The sequence below is a fragment of the Halarchaeum salinum genome, from assembly GCF_039520965.1.
GTDB lineage: Archaea > Halobacteriota > Halobacteria > Halobacteriales > Halobacteriaceae > Halarchaeum > Halarchaeum salinum.
Window position 1 is genome coordinate 1 of sequence record NZ_BAAABL010000057.1, and the last position, 20,150, is coordinate 20,150.

21 protein-coding genes and 2 pseudogenes are annotated in these 20,150 nt (G+C 64.8%); 16 read left to right on the plus strand and 7 right to left on the minus strand.

Going from position 1 to position 20,150, the window contains the following annotated elements; genetic code table 11:
* The first annotated feature begins 147 nt into the window (after window positions 1-147).
* Window positions 148-1,826, plus strand: a pseudogene (locus tag ABDZ36_RS09760) (transposase).
* Window positions 1,827-2,233: 407 nt separating this feature from the next.
* On the opposite strand, the gene ABDZ36_RS09765 reads toward ABDZ36_RS09760, so the two are convergent.
* A complete protein-coding gene (locus ABDZ36_RS09765; protein ID WP_211313464.1) occupies window positions 2,234-2,854 on the minus strand; it encodes a transposase in 621 nt (206 codons plus the stop codon).
* 77 nt (window positions 2,855-2,931) lie between these two features.
* On the minus strand, window positions 2,932-4,068 hold the full coding sequence (locus tag ABDZ36_RS09770) for a hypothetical protein (protein ID WP_211313458.1): 1,137 nt from the start codon (window positions 4,066-4,068) through the stop codon (window positions 2,932-2,934).
* A gap of 272 nt (window positions 4,069-4,340) precedes the next feature.
* Between ABDZ36_RS09770 and ABDZ36_RS09775 the strand changes: the two genes are divergently transcribed.
* Together ABDZ36_RS09775 and ABDZ36_RS09780 are read left to right on the plus strand one after the other, a co-directional pair.
* Entirely contained in the window at window positions 4,341-5,522 is a 1,182-nt protein-coding gene (locus tag ABDZ36_RS09775; protein ID WP_211313459.1) for a tyrosine-type recombinase/integrase, read from the plus strand.
* A 228-nt stretch (window positions 5,523-5,750) separates the two neighbouring features.
* Window positions 5,751-6,404: a hypothetical protein gene (locus tag ABDZ36_RS09780; protein ID WP_211313460.1), complete on the plus strand. Its 654-nt coding sequence runs from the start codon at window positions 5,751-5,753 to the stop codon at window positions 6,402-6,404.
* Between the two features lie 287 nt (window positions 6,405-6,691).
* Here ABDZ36_RS09780 and ABDZ36_RS09785 read toward each other — a convergent pair whose 3' ends face one another.
* The gene (locus ABDZ36_RS09785; RefSeq protein ID WP_229732388.1) at window positions 6,692-7,060 is read right to left on the minus strand and encodes a winged helix-turn-helix domain-containing protein; all 369 of its coding nucleotides are present in this window, start codon (window positions 7,058-7,060) and stop codon (window positions 6,692-6,694) included.
* 120 nt (window positions 7,061-7,180) lie between these two features.
* Here ABDZ36_RS09785 and ABDZ36_RS09790 point away from each other — a divergent pair, with 120 nt between their 5' ends.
* Window positions 7,181-7,465 (plus strand): hypothetical protein, encoded by a 285-nt coding sequence (locus ABDZ36_RS09790; protein ID WP_188873149.1) that lies wholly within the window; start codon window positions 7,181-7,183, stop codon window positions 7,463-7,465.
* 198 nt (window positions 7,466-7,663) lie between these two features.
* A complete protein-coding gene (locus ABDZ36_RS09795) occupies window positions 7,664-7,828 on the plus strand; it encodes a hypothetical protein (RefSeq protein WP_343749297.1) in 165 nt (54 codons plus the stop codon).
* Between the two features lie 259 nt (window positions 7,829-8,087).
* Here ABDZ36_RS09795 and ABDZ36_RS09800 read toward each other — a convergent pair whose 3' ends face one another.
* Entirely contained in the window at window positions 8,088-8,747 is a 660-nt protein-coding gene (locus ABDZ36_RS09800) for a DUF429 domain-containing protein (protein WP_188873147.1), read from the minus strand.
* A gap of 87 nt (window positions 8,748-8,834) precedes the next feature.
* Between ABDZ36_RS09800 and ABDZ36_RS09805 the strand changes: the two genes are divergently transcribed.
* The 5 genes from ABDZ36_RS09805 (at window position 8,835) to cruF (ending at window position 14,725) form a co-directional block, all read left to right on the plus strand.
* Window positions 8,835-10,439, plus strand: coding sequence for a bacterio-opsin activator domain-containing protein (locus ABDZ36_RS09805; protein ID WP_188873146.1), 1,605 nt, complete (start codon window positions 8,835-8,837; stop codon window positions 10,437-10,439).
* Between the two features lie 105 nt (window positions 10,440-10,544).
* Window positions 10,545-11,564: a phytoene/squalene synthase family protein gene (locus ABDZ36_RS09810; protein WP_199897062.1), complete on the plus strand. Its 1,020-nt coding sequence runs from the start codon at window positions 10,545-10,547 to the stop codon at window positions 11,562-11,564.
* Complete coding sequence (locus ABDZ36_RS09815; RefSeq protein ID WP_211313462.1) at window positions 11,561-13,057, plus strand: phytoene desaturase family protein; 1,497 nt, start codon at window positions 11,561-11,563, stop codon at window positions 13,055-13,057. The genes ABDZ36_RS09810 and ABDZ36_RS09815 overlap by 4 nt, the downstream gene beginning before the upstream one ends.
* Entirely contained in the window at window positions 13,054-13,881 is an 828-nt protein-coding gene (locus ABDZ36_RS09820) for a prenyltransferase (RefSeq protein ID WP_049933885.1), read from the plus strand. Before ABDZ36_RS09815 ends, ABDZ36_RS09820 begins: the two co-directional genes overlap by 4 nt.
* The gene (gene cruF / locus ABDZ36_RS09825) at window positions 13,874-14,725 is read left to right on the plus strand and encodes a bisanhydrobacterioruberin hydratase (RefSeq protein WP_188873144.1); all 852 of its coding nucleotides are present in this window, start codon (window positions 13,874-13,876) and stop codon (window positions 14,723-14,725) included. Before ABDZ36_RS09820 ends, cruF begins: the two co-directional genes overlap by 8 nt.
* A 4-nt stretch (window positions 14,726-14,729) precedes the next feature.
* Here the strand turns inward: cruF and ABDZ36_RS09830 are convergent.
* Window positions 14,730-15,094 (minus strand): annotated as a pseudogene (locus ABDZ36_RS09830) (universal stress protein); the annotation flags it as partial.
* Here ABDZ36_RS09830 and ABDZ36_RS09835 point away from each other — a divergent pair.
* Complete coding sequence (locus ABDZ36_RS09835; protein ID WP_229732387.1) at window positions 15,062-16,066, plus strand: uroporphyrinogen decarboxylase family protein; 1,005 nt, start codon at window positions 15,062-15,064, stop codon at window positions 16,064-16,066. The pseudogene ABDZ36_RS09830 and the gene ABDZ36_RS09835 sit on opposite strands and share 33 nt — an antisense overlap.
* A 312-nt stretch (window positions 16,067-16,378) precedes the next feature.
* On the opposite strand, the gene ABDZ36_RS09840 is transcribed toward ABDZ36_RS09835, so the two are convergent.
* Window positions 16,379-16,957, minus strand: coding sequence for a DsrE/DsrF/DrsH-like family protein (locus tag ABDZ36_RS09840; protein WP_021780055.1), 579 nt, complete (start codon window positions 16,955-16,957; stop codon window positions 16,379-16,381).
* A gap of 7 nt (window positions 16,958-16,964) precedes the next feature.
* Entirely contained in the window at window positions 16,965-17,207 is a 243-nt protein-coding gene (locus tag ABDZ36_RS09845; RefSeq protein ID WP_020220637.1) for a sulfurtransferase TusA family protein, read from the minus strand.
* A 203-nt stretch (window positions 17,208-17,410) separates the two neighbouring features.
* Here ABDZ36_RS09845 and ABDZ36_RS09850 point away from each other — a divergent pair, with 203 nt between their 5' ends.
* The 5 genes from ABDZ36_RS09850 to ABDZ36_RS09870 form a co-directional block, all read left to right on the plus strand.
* Window positions 17,411-18,592, plus strand: a complete 1,182-nt coding sequence (locus tag ABDZ36_RS09850) for an MBL fold metallo-hydrolase (protein ID WP_211313463.1) — start codon at window positions 17,411-17,413, stop codon at window positions 18,590-18,592.
* A 2-nt stretch (window positions 18,593-18,594) separates the two neighbouring features.
* On the plus strand, window positions 18,595-19,101 hold the full coding sequence (locus ABDZ36_RS09855; RefSeq protein ID WP_188873142.1) for a YeeE/YedE family protein: 507 nt from the start codon (window positions 18,595-18,597) through the stop codon (window positions 19,099-19,101).
* Entirely contained in the window at window positions 19,098-19,541 is a 444-nt protein-coding gene (locus tag ABDZ36_RS09860) for a DUF6691 family protein (RefSeq protein ID WP_188873141.1), read from the plus strand. The genes ABDZ36_RS09855 and ABDZ36_RS09860 overlap by 4 nt, the downstream gene beginning before the upstream one ends.
* Before the next feature lie 92 nt (window positions 19,542-19,633).
* The gene (locus ABDZ36_RS09865) at window positions 19,634-19,783 is read left to right on the plus strand and encodes a DUF7512 family protein (protein ID WP_020220634.1); all 150 of its coding nucleotides are present in this window, start codon (window positions 19,634-19,636) and stop codon (window positions 19,781-19,783) included.
* Between the two features lie 2 nt (window positions 19,784-19,785).
* Window positions 19,786-20,150: TSUP family transporter (locus ABDZ36_RS09870; RefSeq protein WP_343749298.1), on the plus strand; the 365-nt coding region annotated here is incomplete at its 3' end.

The window sequence follows — 20,150 nt, forward strand, 5'->3', positions numbered from 1 at the left end:
ACAACGGTTACGCAGAGACGTTGAATCGGGTGAGTTCGCCTTTGACTGCCACTAAACTAGAACGGATGGGGACTCAACAGAGCCACAGAACTCCCTATATCGGTTGGTTGGACGGACTCTTGAGTGTCTCCAGGCTATTCTTCTGCAGTGGTCGCGACTCGCGAGTCTCGGCGCAGCGTCTTTCGACGAATCGCACACCAGCAGCACGTCGAGTGGCCCGAATATGACTCGACACCGCTGTACGATCGTTCCTCACTCGGTGGGTTAGAATCGGACGTTCGAGTCGTCTCGAGTGTCTGGTTGACGCACCCTAATCACGACTCACTCGAACAGCTCGTCTGCTCAATTCCGCTGGCCTACTTCCGCTTCGAGGCCCACGACCGCTACGGAAGGTCGACATGCTACGAGATGGATACCCTCTTTCGCGTGTTCGTGCTGAAAGAACTCCACGGATGGCAGCACGAAACATCTCTCGTCGAGTACCTCGATAGCCACCCCGAACTTTGTGAACGCCTTGAGTTGGGGACGGTGCCCGATCAATCGACACTGTGGCGCACCTGGAACGAGCGTTTCACGCGCGATCTCCGCGAGACTGTCCAGGAAGGCGGCTCGACTAATCTTGATCAAAGCGCAGAATGCGGATGTCGCTGTACCACGCGACCCAGAACGAAACCTCCCGGATCGAGGCGACGCCGCCGCTGAATCGGTCCCAAACGAGCAAGCCATCCTCGACAAGGCAGGGACGATTACCATGCACGTCAGTCACGTTGTTTTCCCGGCCTTCTCGCTCAATCGTGGCGAGGGCTGTGAGATTCCCGAGAACGCTTACTGGGGCTTACAGACCTATCTGGGGCTCCGTGAGAACTTGGCGGCTAACGAGGGTGCTCGCAGCTTCATTCATGAGTCGACGCGTGATCGAACACCGCTCGGACACGGTCATCGCGACCAGATTCGTGATCTCTCTATCGAGCAGATGCGCGAGATGTACCGACAGGCGGTTCGACAACTCATTAACGAGCTCGCGGAGACGGAGGAGTTCTTCCGAGCGGGAATCGTCGCCATCGACATCACTGAGGCAGATCCCTTTACCGGCGATAGAACGGGCCACGAGGACGAAATCATCGGGACGAAGGAGAAGAACAACGAGTACGCCTACCAGTGGGCGACAGTCCAGCTGGTCGGCAACGCTGTCCCGCTCGTCCTTGATGCCCGCCCGGTACGGAAAGGCGAGTCACGCAAGGAGATCGTCGAGGACTTGCTGGACTCCGCTGAGGACCTCGTTCACGTCGATAACGTCCTGATGGACCGGGAGTTCGACAGCCAGCACATCCTGGAGATGATCAGCCAGCGCGGGCTCTCCTACGTCGTGCCGAAACGGATGCAGACCAGCGAGAAAGCCCAGGCGAACCGGTTGCTCCAGCGCGATCAAGACCGGTACGAGACCGACCGGAAGCTCCACCTCGGGAAGAATGAGTGGCACGAGACGACGCTGATCTACCGTCGGAAAGATGATGTCTGAGCATGACGACTATCGACAGTACTCGGTGTTCATGTCGAACCGGGGTGGCGGTTTTCTCAGTGAGTACGGCTACCGGTGGGAGATTGAGAGCGGCTATCGGTCGATTAAGCGATTCATGGCTGCGACGACGTCGACGAATTTTGGGCTGCGGTTCTTCTACTTCGCGTTCGCCTGTTTGTTGTACTCGATTTGGCGAGCGGTCGATTTGCTCGTGCAGGTCGAGTTGACTGGAGAATACGAACGGTCACCGATGGTGACTGCCGATAATACGCTCACGCTGTTGAAGAAGGAGACAGGAATCGGGTAGTAAGGTACTCTACCCGTGATAGAGCGTCGTCTGAGTGGCAACGCTACCGAAAGAGACCGAAAATCCTCATGTAGTAGGTATCCCAACAAGAATGGCCGTCTCGAGAGATATCGGAAGCAGTTTTCACTCACCGATTCGGTCGAAACCACGCATTACAGGCCCGCTAAACACGGTGTAGTCTCAACTTCCCACAGGTTCGGAGGATATCGAAAATACAAGCGAGATGGAGGGGAAGACGGATGTGTTGCGGTTGAGATGAATGATAGTTCGGCAGGATCGATGCGTGAGTCAGTTGAACACCCTGAAAGCCGGAGAGTTACAGTGAGAGAGCGGGACTCGGGAGGGAGTTGTTACTCCCGAGTCCCGCGGTCCGGGACGGTTCTCGCCCACTAGAGGGGTGGAGCCGGTCAGTCGGGTGGGACTAGGCAGAAGCCGACGAGTTCGACGACTTCGCCGGCGCGAAGCGGCGGCTTCGCGCCAAGACTACCGGAGACCGCCTCACGAAGCAGGAGGTTCGTGAGGCGCCAGACGTTGTACATGACGACGCCAAGGACGAAGTACAGCAGCCGGACACGGTAATCAGTGGAGGCTGTGGTCGGGAGGAAATGGTGTTTGATGGTTTTGTACTCACTTTCGATCTGCCAGCGGTGGCTGTACTGTGCGGTGAGTCCCATGACTTGGTCGGGCGTGACGTCACGATTCGTCGTGAAGACGGCGTATTTGCCGTCTTCTTCCGTCGATGGCACGTACATGAAGCTGAGTTCGTGTGAGCGACCGTCTACAGAGAGAGGCACCGCTCGCTCGACGGCAACGTCGGCGAGCGGGTGCTCCTCGAGTTTCTCAATCTGATCGAGATCGGCGGCGTAGACTGGCCGCGGGATAAGGTAGGTAATGTTGTGCCGGTCGATCACGTCCCGGACTTCCATGGCGTCGAACTCACGATCGGCGAACAGTTTGTGGATCTCGACGTGCTGTTGGGCCTGCGCCAGTAACCGCCGGACGATATCGGCTTTTGTGTGGCTCTCGATCCGGGAGGCGTCGCCCTCTAGTGATCAACGAAACTTCTGGGTGAACTGGGATGAGGACTCAGTCGAAGAACGGATCTCTACCTTATCTCTGGCACGTGGAGTACCCAAAACTTCTGTGAACTACTACAGGTCGACGCCTCCCGGACGGGTTCGATTCCGAGGACGATCGGTGTGTCCTGACCGATGATCGTCAGCGTTGCGAATTTGTAGCTACGTCCCTCTTTGTCACCGCTTACCATCTCGGGAAATTCGTCCTTTGGCACCTTCTCCTTGCCGTTGACGATGACGACGTCATCCTCTGGTTCGACGTCGTCATCGTCTTTGTAGGGCGAGGGATAGAACTCCCAGTGAGTGATGTCGACTGCCGCGATGACGGGCTCGCGGAGCCCGTCGTTCGCGTCGATCTCTTCGAGTAAACACTCCAATCCCGCGTGGAACGGCTCAAGGATCGCCTCACGGATCCGCTGCCAGTCGCGAGGTCGCTCACCGTCTGCAAAGTCGGTGAGCGACATCTGTTCAGTCGGTGCTGCGATCTGTTTCATCGTGCGGAGGTGTGTATCGCCGTGGGGTGTGTTGTTCCAGTCGCTCAGCCGGTCGAAGCGCCGACGTGGGGTCGTCGTCCCCACGTCGGCAAGGTTGAGATACGCTTGGCGTTCGAAGAACAGTTCATCGGGATACCGCGCATTCGCTGCGCGGTCGGTCTCGAAGGCACCGAGGCCGCGGTCGCGAGCAGTCCGGATTGCCTTCATGATGTGCTCGTCAGTGACGCCCGCGTCACTGACTTCGCCGGGATCGAGACGTGGCTCTCCGTCTGAGACGATATCGTGGTCGGCGGCCACCGCCCGTATGTCGCGGGCGGTAGCCTTGATCGCTCGTCGGTCGGCCAGTGAGAATCGTCGCCGCCACATATAGTTGATTGCCTGCTGAGTCGGTGCTCGTCCGAGTTCGAACCGGATGAACACGTAGGCTGTCCCTTTCAGCCGGCGGTGGAGTTCGCTGTCGTTGAACCCGCGCGCGTGCTGGTAGAGGAACATCCGCACGACCGACTCGAACGCGAAGTCGGTCGTGCTGGCCCGTCCGTACTGGTCGGAAAACGGACCCTCCGAAACGTCGAGGGCGGCGATCACTCGGGTGATGTGGTCGTGAAGCGTGCACAGTTCTTCGGCCTGTTCGACGAGGCCATCCACCGCGGCTTCCGTTTGTGGCGTCGGCATAGCGGATGCCGACGCCGCTCACGACTGAGTGTGACGATAATCCGTCGTATCGCTCCGCTAGTGCTTTGTATTCTGCCATCCTCCGAACCTGTGGACTTCCAATGGATAAGATTCTGTATACCGATATATGGTTTACTATACCCAATACTGCGCTCACAGCACCGTTACTCGCGGAAAACACGGGATTGGGGGCGAAACGTTGTTGGTTTGTCTTAGAGTTGTAAGACCAACCAGATTTATTGCAAGGCCGACCGTGGGGGTAGGCACAGAACGTGGCTCCAACTCAGACCGGCGATGACGGGCGCGACCCCCAGGGGACGCGCCTCGAAGACGCCATCGACCGACGACTGCGCGGCATCGACTCGGATCGCTACCGCGAGAACACCGCGACTGTCCTCCGCGAACTCGCCGCCTGGCTTCGTGCCCACCGCGACGTCGAGACGGTCGAGGCCGTCGACGACGATGACTGCCGACGCTGGGTACAGACGTACCTCCACGATCGCGTCGCCGGCGAGGCCGACCCCCTCACTTTCGACACGGCCCGTAACTTCTCGGCCGCAAGCGCCCACACGTACTACAACATCGCCCGGGCGTTCTTCTCCTGGTGCGTCGACGGCGAGCAGCTCCTCGCGACGAACCCGATGCAGCCCGACCGCGTCAAGGACGAACTCCCGGAAGACACAGAGGAAGTCAAGCAGGGCCAGCAGTTCTGGTCGGCCGACGCTCGCGAGGCACTGCTCCGCTATGTCGACAGGGAAGCACACGACGCCCTGGACGACGACGCACGGGACCACGAGCGGGCGTTCCGCGATCGGGCCATCGCTCACCTCCTCGCGGACACGGGCGCGCGTGGCGCCGAACTCTTCGCCGTCTCGGGTGACTCTGACCGCAACGGCATTCAGTGGCGTGACCTCGGCGACGGGGCTATCCGTGTCTTGGGGAAGTCCCGCGACCGCGAGACCGTGCAGTTCCCGCCGACGACGCGGAAGAAAGTTGACCGCTATCGGCGCGTTCTCGAGCCTGCCTCCGAGGACTGGCCCGTGATTCCCACGGCCGACGCGACGAGCAAGTACCGCGCCGTCCGGCAGACACTCGCCGACCGAGAGTTCGACGACGAGGAGATCGAGACGATTCTCGATAACGCCGACAATATTGACGAGGTCCTCCGCGAGTACGACGTCGCGCCGCCAGCGCTCACGACCGAGGGCGCCCGCCGCGTGATGCGCCAGCTCTGTGAGGACGCCGGCCTCGCCGTCGACGGCGAGTACCTGAAGCCGCACGGCGGCCGTCGAGGACTCGGCCACCGTGCGTACACCGAGCTGTCGGCAGAAGACGCCCAGAACATCCTCCGGCACCGAAGCATCGAGACGACTCACGCATCCTACACTGAAGCCAACACCTCCGACCTCTCCGAGGACGTCGACGACCTCCTCTACGGAGACGACTCAGCATAGACAAACCACCAGTATCAGGGCCCAACGATCTCGAAACAGTCACGCAAGTCCATTCTCTGCGCTTCCGGCACATACGCACCCGACGCCGTCGATGGGGCAATCAATGCCGCCTGGGCAGCCATCGACCAGTTCGACGTCGACGACGACCTCGCCGACCGGACTGTCGCCCGCATCCACGAAGCGGCCTCGCACTGGTACGACTACCTTCTTTGCCGGCAGCGGGCGAGCGTGAGTCCCGTCACCGGTGTCGGCGAGGAGTACAACTGGGACCGCCAGACCGACGGCGACCCGGTCGCGCTCGACGCCACGCATGTGCGTGCGCTCACCAACGCAACGGAGACGGTGGCAGAGCGCCTGCTCGTGATCGCACTCTGCGGCTGGGGGATCCGCTCCGGCGAGGTCGCAGACCTCTACACCTCGCAGTTCGCTCTCACCGCCGACCCGCCCTTCGTCGCGTTCGACGAGCGGAAGAACGGCCCGGGCGAGGTCTCTCTCCTCTATGGCGTCGACGTCGTGGAGGATCGCCTCACCGAACTGAGTGAGCGTGAGGAGTGGAACGACCACCTCTTCCCGTCCTCACAGTCTGCGAGTGGCCACATCGCGACCCAGACCGTCCGGAATCGGTTTGCCGCCCTCGTCACTCGTGCTAGCCTGCCTCCGGAGATCGGCGGCAAGCCACCAGTTCCACAGATGGAGCGTCGGTTCTGGTACTCGGCGTACTCCGAGGCCGTCGAGGACGTCGCCGAAAGCATCGAGGACATCGCCGCCGAGCAGGGGTCGAGCGACTCAACGGTCGCCCTCGAAAACTATCTCTCCGACGAACGTGCCCGCCAGCTCCGCCGCGAGCATATGCGTGAGCGACTCAGCGAGGCCGTTGACTGATGCTGTCTCGCAAGGTGGCCGGCGTAATCGCGCTGGTGCTCACGCTCGCTGGCTGTGCGGACACGACATCGGTGACGTCGACGACATCAACCGTTCGGTACGGCTGATTCAGCCAGTGTTTCGGGTATTGATGCGAACGGCGATGGCGCATATACTTGATTCGAGGTCACCGTCGCTGCGGATACCTCCAACTTGAACGGTCACTGGTTCGGCATCTACATCAACGACACCTACGTCGGCCGGACAGGGGAATGCCGTAAGTCGGCTTGAAAAAGTGAGAGTGTAGCTTAGTTCTCGAGTTCGCCGTCGAGTTCGAGGAGCCGGTGGAGCGTCACGCCCTCGAGCTTGTACAGGAGGTCGGCGATCTCGCTGTCTTCGTTCAGCTGGTAGCGCTTGCTGTGCCCGTCGCCCGTGCTCCGGGCGAACTCGATCACGCCCAACTCCTCAAGGTCGTCGAGGTGCTGGTAGACCGTGCTGCGCGCGGTGTCTGCAAGTCGGGCGACGTCGCTAACCGAGAGGTCGCGCCCGCGCTCTTGGACGAATGCTTCGATGATCTTCACGCGTGCTGGGCTGCTGAGCAGCGTGATAAGTGGGCTTCTGGCGTTTAGCTGCGACCCGCCGCCTTCGGTCTCGTGCACCGGTGTGGCCTCGGACATATCTCAGTGAACGAGATGCGAGGCTAAAAACGTTGTGCAGAAACAACGAACCCGTTCGACACAGTAAACACGTTTAAGTAATAACCGCTCGTGATTACATACGCCGATGAATCTATCTAAATGGACGACTCTGAAATAAAATGCCGTGTCGTCGAGAAGCTTCTCCGAAACCGAGTCTTTGGCGACCACAAGTGGTCAATCGACCGTGCGGTAGACCACGCCCTTCCCAGTCACGCCGAGGGCCGCGGCCGCCAACTCATCAAGGACGAAATGATTCCGCAAAACGAAGCCTCCATCGAAGCCTATGGCGGCGGCGCACGCGAGAACATTCGCCTTGGCGACGCTGACACTGCCATCCAATTCCTCAAGGACAACGGTGGCAACATCCCCTTCGGCTTCGACTAGCGGTCACCGCGACCGTAGACCGAAGCTCAACACGAGCCTCTCTACCGTCTCCTTGGCACCGCTATACCGACTGGCGATGTAGTTCTTCTTGCCGGCCTTTGAGAGCACCATAAGCCCCTCAACGTCATTGACCTGCGGCGGGAGATCCTGGCTGGAGACAATCGCGTCGCCCTCAAGCCCGCCTCGAAGGACTGACCCGTGATCCCGACCGCCGACGCGACGAGTAAGTACCGCGCCGTCCGGCAGACACTTGCTGACCGGGAATTCAACGACGAGGAAATTGAGACAACCCGCGCATCGCACACCGAAGCCAACACCTCCGACTTCTCCGAGGACGTCGCTCAGCGGATCGAGCTCATCTGAAACCCAATCTCTCAACTCGACGTCTGTCCGCAACTATCAACGCTCAGCGGATCGAGTTCATCTGAAACGGTGCCCGGATCGGGGCACATAGACTCCGCTACCGGCGCTTGGCACATAGTGTTTCCGTCGACCCGCGATCCGCCCTGCGACCCGGGGGGTCGATGGCTCAGACGTCGCGGTGGACGATCTCCATTGGGGCGTCGCGCTCGGGGTCGCGCGGCGGGTCTGTGGGGAGCGTCTCAAGCGTCCCGCGGTCGGTTCACCCGGTGACCGCGAGGCCCATTGCGTCGAGGAGATCGTCGCGGTTGCCCGCGCGGAAGCGGCGACCGTGCGCGGGCGGGTCGTCGATGCGCTCGGCGACGAGGCGCTCGTAGGCCTCGCGAGCGTCGCCGTGCCGGTCAAGGACGTCGAGGCGCGCTTCGACGTCCTCGTCGTCGGTTTTCGCGGGCGCGATCGGACCGTCGCCGAGGCCGGCGAAGCAGACCTCCGGGTGGGCCTCGCGGACGACCCCGTGGGCGTCGGGGTGCTCGGCGAGGAGGACGTCGGCGTCGCGGACCTGCGGGAGGACGTTCCACGTCTGCGTGGTGAGCGAGCCGTCGGTCCGGGCCTCGACGCGGCGCTTCGCCGCGGCGTAGGTCGGCGCGTTGAGCGCGGCGTGCGGGGGCGCGAGGAAGACGCGGCGGCGCTGGCTCCCGAGGACCTCGCGGGCGCGGACGTCGCAGGCGCGCCGGCCGCGTTCGGGGAGACCGATCGGGATATCGACGAGGACGGACGCGGCGCCGCGGTGGGCGTGCCAGACGGGGAGGAGCGAGGGATGGAGGCGGGCGTCCCAACCGTCCGCGTCGCGGACGGCGGTGACCCAGCCGTTCGAGCCCCAGTCGACGCCGACGGCCACGGCGGTGTCGGGTGCGGCGGTCATACGCCCGGTAACGCCGCGGAGCGCCAAGAGCCTGCAGGGCGAGCGCATCGCTCTTACGTCTGCGCGTTCGACGTTCGGGCGTCGAGCATGGCATCCCGACACGGGACGGACGACGGAGAGGCGCTCTCGGACGCGCTGAAGGAGCGGGCGATGGATGAGGCGCCGGTGGGGATCACAATGACGGACCCGACGCGACCGGACAACCCCCTCGTCTACGTCAACGACGCCTTCGAGCGCATCACGGGCTACGAGCGCGAGGGGATCCTCGGGCGGAACTGCCGGTTCCTCCAGGGACCCGAGACGGCGACGGAGCGGGTGGACGTCCTCCGGCGAGCGGTCGAGACGGGCGAGTCGGCGGTCGTCGAACTCCGGAACTACCGAGCGGACGGCGAGGTGTTCTGGAACGAGGTGAAGGTCGCGCCGATCCGTGACGACGCGGGCGACGTGCGCTACTTCGTTGGCTTCCAGCGCGACGTCACGGAGCGCAAGCGCTCGGAGCTCGCGGTCCGGCGCGAGCGCGCGAACCTCGATCACCTCCTTAATCGGGTGGACGGTCTCCTGAGCGACGTCACGGAAGCGGTTGTCAGCGCGGAGAGCCGGGAGGCCATCGAGCGGCAGGTCTGCGAGCGCCTCGCAGCCGCCGAGACGTACGCGTTCGCGTGGCTCGGCGCGGTCGACCTCGTGGACGGAGTCGTCCGGCCGCGCGCGCGGGCCGGCGGGTCGGTCGACGCGGACGCCCTCACCGTCCCCCACGACGTGGACGACCACCCGGTCGTCCGGGCGCTTGACTCGGGAGCGGTTGCGGTCGGCGACGGCGGGGCGGGTGTCCCGGCGGAACTCGCGGATGCCGCCGGCGGGGTCGCGGCGGTCCCGCTGCGCTACCGCGGGACGACGTACGGGGTGCTGACGGTGTGCGCGGCGGAGACCGGCGCGCTGAATGAGCGCGAGACGACGGTGCTCGAGTCGCTCGGCCGGACGGTGGCGACGGCGCTGAACGCCCACGAGTCGCGGCGGCTCGCGGCGGCCGATCAGGTTGTCTCGCTCGCCTTCGACGTCCGGGACCGATCGCTGTTCGCCGTCGACCTCGCGACGCGCGTCGACGGATCGCTGGACTACCGCGGAGAGGTGTACCGCGGGGAGACGCCGGTGCTCTTCTTCACCGCCGACGGGAGCGCGGGCGCCGAGCGCGTCCTCGCGGCCGCGGACGCGTCGCCGGCGGTCGCGGACGCGGCCGTGGTCGGCGACGCGGACGAGGCCGCGCTGTTCGAGTTCCACCTCCCGCCGTCGTCGTTCCCAGCCGACCTCGCGGCGCGCGGGGTGCGGATCCAGGGGATCGACGCCGCCGACGGCGCGGCTCGCGTCGAACTCGAACTCCCCGCGGGCGTCGACGCCCGCGCCGCCGTCGAGCGTGTCCGCGAGCGCTACGACGGCGTCGAACTCGTGCGCTACCGCGAGGACGAGCGGCCGCCGACGACGGCGCGCGACTTCGCCGCGACGATTGAGGAGCGCCTTACCGACCGGCAGCGCGCGGCGCTCCAGCGGGCGTACCTCTCGGGCTACTACAATTCGACGCGCATGGCGACGGGCGACGAACTCGCGGCGGCGATGGGCGTCTCGCGCGCCACCTTCCACCAGCACCTCCGCGCTGCGGAGCGCAAGGTGTTCGCCGCCTTCTTCGATCGGCATACCTGACTAGTCAGGTATGCCTCCTTTGTCGGCCCGCGAGCTATCTATGGTCGAGAGCCACCGACCGGCCGGTCGCGACCGGGCGCCCGTGTGGGTCAACTGTCACCAATGATCCCCTCTGACGACGTCGCCACGAGCAAGGCGATACAGCAGCGGACCGGCAAGACCTTCGCCGTCGCCACCCGCGTCCTCCCCAAGCGGGCCCGGCGGGCGACCTACGTCCTCTACGCGTTCTTCCGCGTCGCAGACGAGGTCGTCGACGACCCGCAGGGGGCGACGCCTACCGAGCAGCGCCGCGACCTCGCGCGCCTCCGCGCGGCCGCGCTCGGCAAGGCGGAGACGGACGACCCCGTGCTCCGCGCCTTCCGCGATCTCGTCGTCTCGTACGACATTTCCGAGTCGGAGATCGAAACGTTCCTTGACGCGATGGAAATGGACGTCGACACGCGACGCTACGACACCCACGAGGAGCTGGAGACCTACCTCCGCGGGTCGGCCGTCGCTGTCGGGAACATGATGCTCGCCGTGATGATGGAGACGTACGACATGGACGCGGAGACGGTCGATCGCGCTCGCCCGCACGCGAAGGCGCTCGGCGAGGCCTTCCAGCTCACGAACTTCCTGCGCGACGTCCGGGAGGACGTCAGGGACTACGATCGCATCTACCTCCCGCGAGCCACGCTGGAGCGCCATGGCGTCACCGAGGCGGAGATCCGCGCGTGCACCTTCTCGGAGCGCTTCGCCGCGGCGATGCGCGCGGAGCTCCGGCGCACTGAGCGGCTGTACCGCGAGGGGGTCGCGGGCATCCGCTACCTCCCGGAGCCGTGTCGCTTCGGAGTGCTGTGCGCCGCGGTGCTGTACGCCGACCACCACCGCCTCGTCCGCGAGCGCGGCTACGACACGCTCACCGCGCGCCCGACGCTGTCGACGCCGCGGCGCCTTTCGCTCACCGCGCGGACTTGGTACCACTGGAAGCGGATGGGCGACCCGCTGACGGCGTTCCACGCCGCGAGCGACGTGCCGGCGGTCAAGGGCGACCGGACGGAGCGCGCGCGGCGCGGCGACGGGGTGCGGACCCGGGCGCGCTCGGTCGCGGCCTCCCTCTCCTCCCTGCTGGGGGTGGGAGAGTGACGCGGTCGGTCACGGTCGTCGGCGGGGGCTTCGGCGGCCTTTCGACGGCGTGCTACCTCGCCGACGCCGGCTGGGACGTGACGGTCGTCGAGAAGAACCGACGGCTCGGCGGGCGCGCGAGCGTCCTCGAACGCGATGGCTTCCGCTTCGATATGGGACCGTCGTGGTACCTGATGCCCGATGTCTTCGAGCGCTTCTTCGGCTACTTCGGGAGCGAGCCGACGGACTACTACGATCTCACGCACCTCGACCCGCACTACCGGGTGTTCTTCAAGGGGGAGGGCGACGGCGCCGACCGCGTCGACCTCGACGGCGACGTCGAGCGGACGAAGGCGCTCTTCGAGTCGTACGAGGACGGCGCGGGCGAGGCCTTCGAGCGCTACCTTGCGACGTCCGAGGAGACCTACGAGGTGGGGATGGAGCACTTCGTCTACACGGACCGGCCGAACTTCCGGGACTACGTGGACTGGGACGTGATCCGGAACGCCCGCGGGCTCGGCCTCCTTGGGACGATGGACGAGCACGTCGCGGACTACTTCGAGCATCACCGGCTCCGCCAGCTCGTCCAGTACACGCTCGTCTTCCTCGGCGGGTCGCCGTCGAACACGCCCGCGCTCTACAACCTCATGAGCCACGTCGACTTCAACCTCGGCGTCCACTACCCCGATGGCGGCATCGCGGCCGTCGTCAACGCCCTCGTCGCCCTCGGGGAGGACCTCGGCGTCACCTACCGGACGGGCGCCCCCGTCGCGGCGATCCGGGGCGAGCGCGGCGAGATGCGCGCCGAACTCGCGAACGGCGAGATCCTGCGCACGGATGCCGTCGTCTCGGACGCCGACTACGCGCACACGGAGCGTGAACTCCTCGACGCCGACGACCGCCAGTACGACGCCGACTACTGGGAGTCCCGAACGTACGCGCCCTCCGCGTACCTGCTCTACCTCGGCGTCGAGGGCGATCTCGACCCCCTCGCCCACCACACGCTCGTCCTCCCGGACGGCTGGGACGAGCACTTCGACGCGATCTTCGACGACCCAGCGTGGCCCGACGACCCCGCCTACTACCTCTGCGCGCCCTCAGAGACGGACGACGCCGTCGCGCCCGACGGCCACAGCGCCCTGTTCGCGCTCGTCCCCATCGCGCCCGGGTTGGACGACGGCGACGCGATCCGCGCCGAGTACCGCGACTTGCTCCTCGACGATGTCGGGACCCACACCGGCCTCGACCTCCGCGAGCGGATCGTCGTCGAGGAGGACTTCTGCGTCTCCGACTTCGCCGCCAGGTACAACGCCGCTGAGGGGAGCGCGCTCGGCTTCGCCCACACCCTCCGGCAGACCGGACCGCTGCGCCCCGACCACCGATCCTCGGCGCTCGACGGCCTCTACTTCACCGGCGGGTACACCCGGCCCGGCATCGGCGTCCCAATGTGCCTCATCAGCGGCGAGCACGCCGCGAACGCCGTCCTGGAGGATTTCTCGCGCGTCGACGCATGAGCAGGCTCGCCCGCGCGCTCCGGCGCTCGCGCCCGCGCTTCTGGCTCTACCTCGCCGGCCCAGCGCTCGTCGGCGTCGCCTACGCCGCCGACGGAGTCGGGGACCTGCTCTCGCTCCCGGTCCTCGCCCTCGTCGCCTACTTCCTCGTCCCCGCGAACGTCTACCTCTACGGCGTCAACGACGTCTACGACGCCAAGGCGGACGCGGAGAATCCGAAGAAATCAGAGCGGGAAGTGCGCTATCGCGGCGAGCGCGGCGTCGTCGCGCTGGTCGCGCTCTCGGGCCTCCTCGGCCTCGCGCTCGCCGCGTGGCTCCCCGGGGCCGCCCCGTGGATCCTCGGCTTCCTCGTCCTCGGGTGGGCGTACAGCGCCCCGCCGCGCCTGAAGACGAAGCCGCCGCTCGACTCGCTCTCGAACGGCCTCTACGTCCTCCCGGGCGTCGCGGCGTACGCCGCGGTCGCGGGGTCGCTCCCGCCGCTCCTCGCCGTCCTCGGGGGCTGGGTGTGGACGATGGCGATGCACACGTTCTCCGCGATCCCGGACGTCGAACCCGACCGGCGCGCGGGCCTGCGCACCACCGCGACGGTCCTCGGCGCGCGCCGCGCGCTGGCCTACTGCGGGGCGTGCTGGCTCCTCGCCGCGGGCGCCTTCGCGCTCCTCGATCCCCGTGCGGGCCTGCTGTTCGCGCTCTACCCTGCCCTCGCGCTCGCGCTCGACCTGCGGGGCGTCGACCTCTCGCGGGCCTACTGGTGGTTTCCCGCGCTCAACACCGCCGTTGGCGCGGTCTTCACCTGTGCCGGTCTCTGGGGGGTCCTACGTGGCTGACGCTCGCCGCACCGCCGCGCAGGCGCGCCTCGAGACCGTCGTCGCTGAGAACCGCTTCGGCATCGCGGTGCTGGCGCCGCTGATTGGCGCGGCCTCGCTCCTTGCCGGGGCGCGCGGTTTCCTCCCCGCGTGGCTCGCGTTCAGCCCCGCGCTCCTCGTCTTCGGGACCGCGATGCTCCGCTTCCCGCTCGCCGCCGCGATCGGCCCCGAACTCGATCGGCGCGCGCTCGCGGTGCTCGCCGCGCTCTGCGGCTACACGTACCTGATCGAGCACGTCGGCGTGACGACCGGGTGGCCCTACGGCGCGTTCAGCTACGGCGTCGAACTCGGGCCGATGGTCGCGGGCGTGCCGCTCGCGCTCCCGCTGTTCTTCCTCCCGCTCGTCCTGAACGCCTACTTCCTCGCGCTGGCGCTCCTTGGCGAGCGGGCGCGCGCCCCTCACCTGCGCCTCCCCGCCGCCGTCGGCCTTGTCCTCCTCGTCGACTGCGTGCTCGACCCGGGCGCCGTCGCGCTCGGCTTCTGGTCGTACGCCGACGGCGGTCTCTACTACGGCATCCCGCTCTCGAACTACCTCGGGTGGGCGCTCTCGGGGAGCGTCGCGGTCGTCACCCTCGACGTCGCCTTCGACCACCGGGCGCTGCGCGCACGCCTCGACGCCTGCTCGTTTGCCCTCGACGACCTCGTGAGCTTCGTCGTCCTCTGGGGGCTGGTGAACCTCGCGTACGCAAACTGGGTGCCCGTGCTCTGCACCGCCGCGCTCGTCTGTGGCCTCCTCGCCACCGACCGCTTCGACCTCGCGCTCGCCCGCGGCGACGGCGAGGGCGGCGTGCGCGAGTGGGGGTGACGGGCTACTCGTCGACGTCGGTCTTCACGACGACCGCCAGGCGCGCCGTCAGGCGGAGCACCTGATCGGTGACGTTCCCGAGGAGCGCGCGGTACTCCTCGGAGCGACGCCGCGTCCCGAGGACGAGTAGGTCGGCGTCCACCTCCTCCGCATAGGTGACGACCGTCTCCGCGGGGTCGCCACGCCGGAGTTCGCCGGTGACGTCGACGCTCGCACCGCCTCGCCCGCCTCCTTGAGGCCGTGCTTCGGGCCCTCGGCCTCGTCGACGTACTCGTCGCCGCTGTACGCCTCGTACACCGATTCGTCCACGACGTAGAGAGCGCGTAGCTCGCCGCCGTGCGCGGCCGCGAGTTCAACGGCGCGCTCCTCAGTCGCCTGCGCGAGTCGGTCGGCGACGAGACGTCGCTCATCGGCTTCGCGGGTGGCCCGTTCACGCTCGCCTCCTACATCATCGCCAGCGGCTCCTCGCGCCACGACGAGATCCGGCAGTTCCGCGCGCGCCATCCCGACGCGTTCGCGTCACTCCTCGACGTCATCGCGGATGCCGTCCTCGCCTCACTCCAGTACCAGATCGACCACGGCGCGGACGTCGTCCAACTCTTTGACACGTACGCCGGCGAACTCGCGCCCGCGGACTACCGGGAGTTCCTCCTGCCGCTCCATCGGTGGATCTGCACGGGCGTCGATGCGCCCGTCATCCTTTTCGTGCGCAACATGGCGGGCCGCCTCGACGCGCTCGCCGACGCCGACCCGGATGCGGTGAGCCCCGACTGGACCGTTGACACTCGGAGTGGGGCGGAAAGGCCAGTAGTCACGCTGCGTCGATGCTCGCCGGTGAGACAATCTAGATTGCGGTTGACCAGGAGGCCGACCGCCGTGGGAGCTACGGTCGCCTTCTCGTCTACGCCTACACGCCAAATGGGGCGAATTTCAACCGGCAGATGCTCGAAGATGGCTACGCCCGTTTCTACGACAGTTCGTTCTCGAATCGGAGCGACTTCGCCGACGCCGAGCAGCAGGCCCAACTACTCTCAATCGGCCTCTGGGACTTCGACGAAACAACCCAGTCCACGACGACGCGAGGGGAGAGCGATGATGTTCCGCCTCCGCCACCAGATGGTGACTATGACTGCTCGGACTTCGGCACGCAAGCCCAGGCCCAACAAGCCCTTGACCAGACTGCTGGTGATCCACACCGACTCGATGGCAACGGCGACAGCGAAGCCTGCGAATCACTCCCCTAACTCGGTTTCCTGCCGTCGATGCCTCTGCCAGGATAGAAAACTGTCTCAGATCGGTGAACATACAGTGAAAAGGCAACGCGTGTGTCTGAGGGTGTGAATTTGTGGCAGCGCGACGACTAGCTCCGACGGCCCACTCCTCATGGCGCGTCCGAATGCTTATCCGGTTGATTCACGAGGCGTCGAGACTGATGAAATTCTCGCCGCTGAGATGGTCATAGATCGGGAGTTTGTGGCTTCCTGGGGTGTGCGTCTCGTGGTAGCTGTAGCTCGGCCGAACGTCGAGGACGAACGTTTCGCTGGCTTGTCCCCATACTTCTATGGGAAGTTGTTATATTGCTCAATATAAACAATTCTACTTTGCTCGAAGTGATGAGCGCTTCACTGAAGATCAGGTACGAAACGAAGGCGGTCAGACGAGAAGTTGGATGTCGGCGTCAGCCATGTCTTGGATGGCTGTGGCGGCGCCAACACCAGTCGTGACGCCATCGTAGAAGTCGTCCTCGTCGTAGTCCATGAGGTCGATGGTCATCTGACACGCTTGGAATTCGACGCCCATGTCGAGCGAGGTGTCAATAAGCTCCTCGATGGTCGCGGTGTCGTTGTCCGCGATGCGCTTTTCCATCATCTTCGTCGTCATTCGATCCATTCCGGGAAGCGCGGCGACGGCGTTCGGAACGGGCATGTTCGGGTTGCCGACCGAACTGAGCTTGAGACTCTTCGAACGTTCCTCGTGGAGGATATCGAGTCCCCAGAAGGTGTGGAAAACGGTGACCTCATAGCCGAACGCCGCCGCGGTCGAGGCGAGGATGAGGGGTGGGTAGGCCATGTCGAGCGTCCCTTTGGTGGCGATGATGGACATCTTCGGCTGCCCGTCGCCTACCTCAGCCTTGAGGTCTGCAGTTGTCTCCTCTAACTCTTCGACTCGCGCTTCCAGCTCTGCGCGACTGGGGTCAGTCTCATCGTCGGGAGATGGTGTGCCAGTACTCATTGTTAGATCATTCCGTCTTCCGCACGTAGTGCGTGTAGACGTCCTCGCCGTCCGTCTGGTCAAGAAGTTCGACGCCGTCAGTCGTCTCGGCCCAGCCGCCGAGGTCACTCATGCTTCCGGGGTCGGTGGCGAGCACTTCGAGGATGTCGCCCTCGTCGAGGTTGTCGGTCGCTTGCTTCGTCTTGACGACGGGCATCGGGCAGTTCTGTCCTTTCACGTCGAGCGTCTCCGTGACTTCGTAGTCTACCATGATATTGGCCTCACCACCCAATATTGGGGCTGCGCTGAAAAGCATACCGGTAGTAGTTCGCCTATTGCACACTCTCAAACTCGCAGATAACCTATTACTGTCGTGTAAGCGCCTATAATGAGATTATAGCAAATAGAGTATTGTGTAGTAATTGTACTACTATGCAAAGTCTTATTTGCGGTCGGCCGATACAGAGGAGTGAGATGAGCGACAACGCATTCGTGACGACCGAAGCCGCAGTTGAGGAAGTCACGCCGGAGCGACTGAAGGAACGCATCGACGCCGGCAAGGATGTCTTCCTCCTCGACGTCCGCTCGGAGAGCGACCACGAGGAATGGCGTATCGACGGCGCGAGCGTCGAGAGCGTCAACTACCCCTACTTCGAATTGCTCGACGGCATTCCCGAAGAACTCCATGAGCGACTCCCCGACGATCAGCGGATCACGGTGCTCTGCGCGAAGGGCGGTTCCAGCGAGATGATCGCCAAAACGCTTGAAGACAACGGGTACAACGTCGAGCACCTCGAACGCGGAATGAAGGGATGGGCGCGCATCTACGAGTGCGTCGAACTCGACACCGACGGTGATGCGACCATCGCGCAGTACCGGCGGCCGTCCTCGGGCTGTCTCGCATATCTCGTCGTGTCCGACGGTGAAGCCGCAGTTATCGACCCGCTGCGGGCGTTCACCGAGGAGTACGTGCAGGACGCCCGCGCGCTCGGCGCCGACCTCACCTACGCCGTCGACACGCACGTCCACGCCGACCACATCTCCGGCATCCGAGCCCTCGCCGAGGAGGTCGACGCGACGGCCGTTCTTCCCGAAACGGCCGATGCTCGTGGCGTCGACTACAACCGTGAGTACGAGACGATCGCGGACGGCGAAACCCTCCATATCGGCGATGTCGACGTCGAGGCGATCCACACGCCTGGGCACACGACGGGGATGACGACCTACCGCATCGGGAACGTCCTCTTCACCGGTGACGGCCTCTTCACGGAGAGCGTCGCGCGTCCCGACCTCGAAGACCCCGAGGCCGCAAGGGACGCCGCACGCACTCTCTACGAGAGTCTGCAGGCCCTCATCGAGCGCTTCGACGACGACGCGGTCATCGCACCCGCCCACTACTCGGATGCCACGACACCGAACGACGACGACACCTACACTGCCGACCTCGGGACGCTCGTCGACACGATGGACGCCCTCACCATGGACCAAGAGACGTTCATCGACTACATCGTCACCGACATGCCACCGCGACCCGCGAATCACGAGAAGATCATCGCGACGAACCTCGGCCAGCAGGCGCCCGACGACGAGACAGCGTTCGAGCTCGAACTCGGGCCGAACAACTGCGCGGCGAGTGAAGACGCCATGACGAACTAATCATGGATGCGTTCACTCCACTTCTCGCGTCCGGGCTTGAGGGTCTCTTCCCGAGAGGAATCCTCCCCTATCTCGTGGGCGGATTGCTGGTTGGCCTCGGCGCCACCATCATCTACCTCTCGACGGGCATTATCGCGGGCGCGAGCACGTTCCTTGAGTCGACGCTCTCCTACGTCTCCGGCGTCGAACGCTTCAACCGTTACAAGTACGTCCAATCGCGTGACTGGCGTGTCGTCTTCACACTCGGCATTATCGCCGGCGCTGCCCTCTGGGGATTCGTCCTCGCGCCCGATCCCAGTGCGTGGACGACGGACGTCCAATGGTGGCGGCTCCTCGGTGGCGGCGTCCTCGTCGGAATCGGGACGCGCCTCGGAAAGGGTTGTACGAGCGGGCACGGCGTTTGTGGCGTCGGCTCGCTCTCCGAGACGTCGCTCGTGAACGTCGCGACGTTCATGGCGTTCGCGATCGGGACTGCACAGCTCGTCGCCGCCCTCGGGGTGAGTCCATGAGCGAGCGCGAGAGCGCGCTGTTCCTGCCCGCCATCTTCGTCGGTGGCCTCGTCTTCGGGCTCGGGCTCGCCATCAGCGGGATGGCCCGCCCCGAAGTCGTCTTAGACTTCCTCCAGTTCGAGGACTTCGGCCTCCTCTTCGTGATGGGCGGCGCTGCCGTCGTGACGGGACTCGCGTTCTTCCTCGCGACGACCTTCCTTGATCGCGCGCCACTGACCGCAACCGAGTACACGCGGCGCGTCAAAGAATTCGATCGGAACGTCGTCGTCGGCGGCGTGATCTTCGGTGTCGGCTGGGGCCTTTCCGGCATCTGCCCGGGCGCTGCCTACGCGAGTGTCGGTATCGGGAACTTCCCCATCCTCTGGGCGATCGCAGGGATGTTCATCGGTGCGTACGCGCAAGGCTACGTCCGCAGTCGCCTCGCGAACACCGTCAACTAATCATCCCATGTTTCAACACATCCACACCGCATCCCCACGCCAGCAGAATTGTGTAGTATTGGAACTACAAGAACAAACCCTGGTGGTCTGAGATGCTCGGTCTCGAAACCCTCAGCGGCCCCCTGCAGGCGGTGGGGACAGTCGGCGTCGTACTCGCCGAAGCGCTCGCCCTCTACGTCGGCTACGGAGCGCTAAGCCATCTCGCCCAGTCAACCATCCTCACCACTGTAAGAGGTGACTGACGATGGAGCTCTTGGGACTGAGTCTGCTGATGGTCGGCGTGTTCGTCGGGTTCGGCCTGCTGATCGGAACCCTCTTTGGGTTCTTTGGGATGGGCGGATCATTCCTCGTGACACCCGCACTGCTCGTACTCGGGTACCCATCGACAGTCGCCGTCGGCAGTGGGCTTGCGTTTGTCTTCGGGACGAGCGTCATCGGCGCATTGCGCCACCGCGACCACGGCCAAGTCGACTACAAACTCGCGGCCATTATGACTGCCGCGATGACCGCTGGCATCGAACTTGGGAAGAGCGTCGTATTCTCAGTCGATCACATCGACAGCCGCGTAATCTCGTCTGATGTCGATAAATCAGATCGAACTGGTCGTGG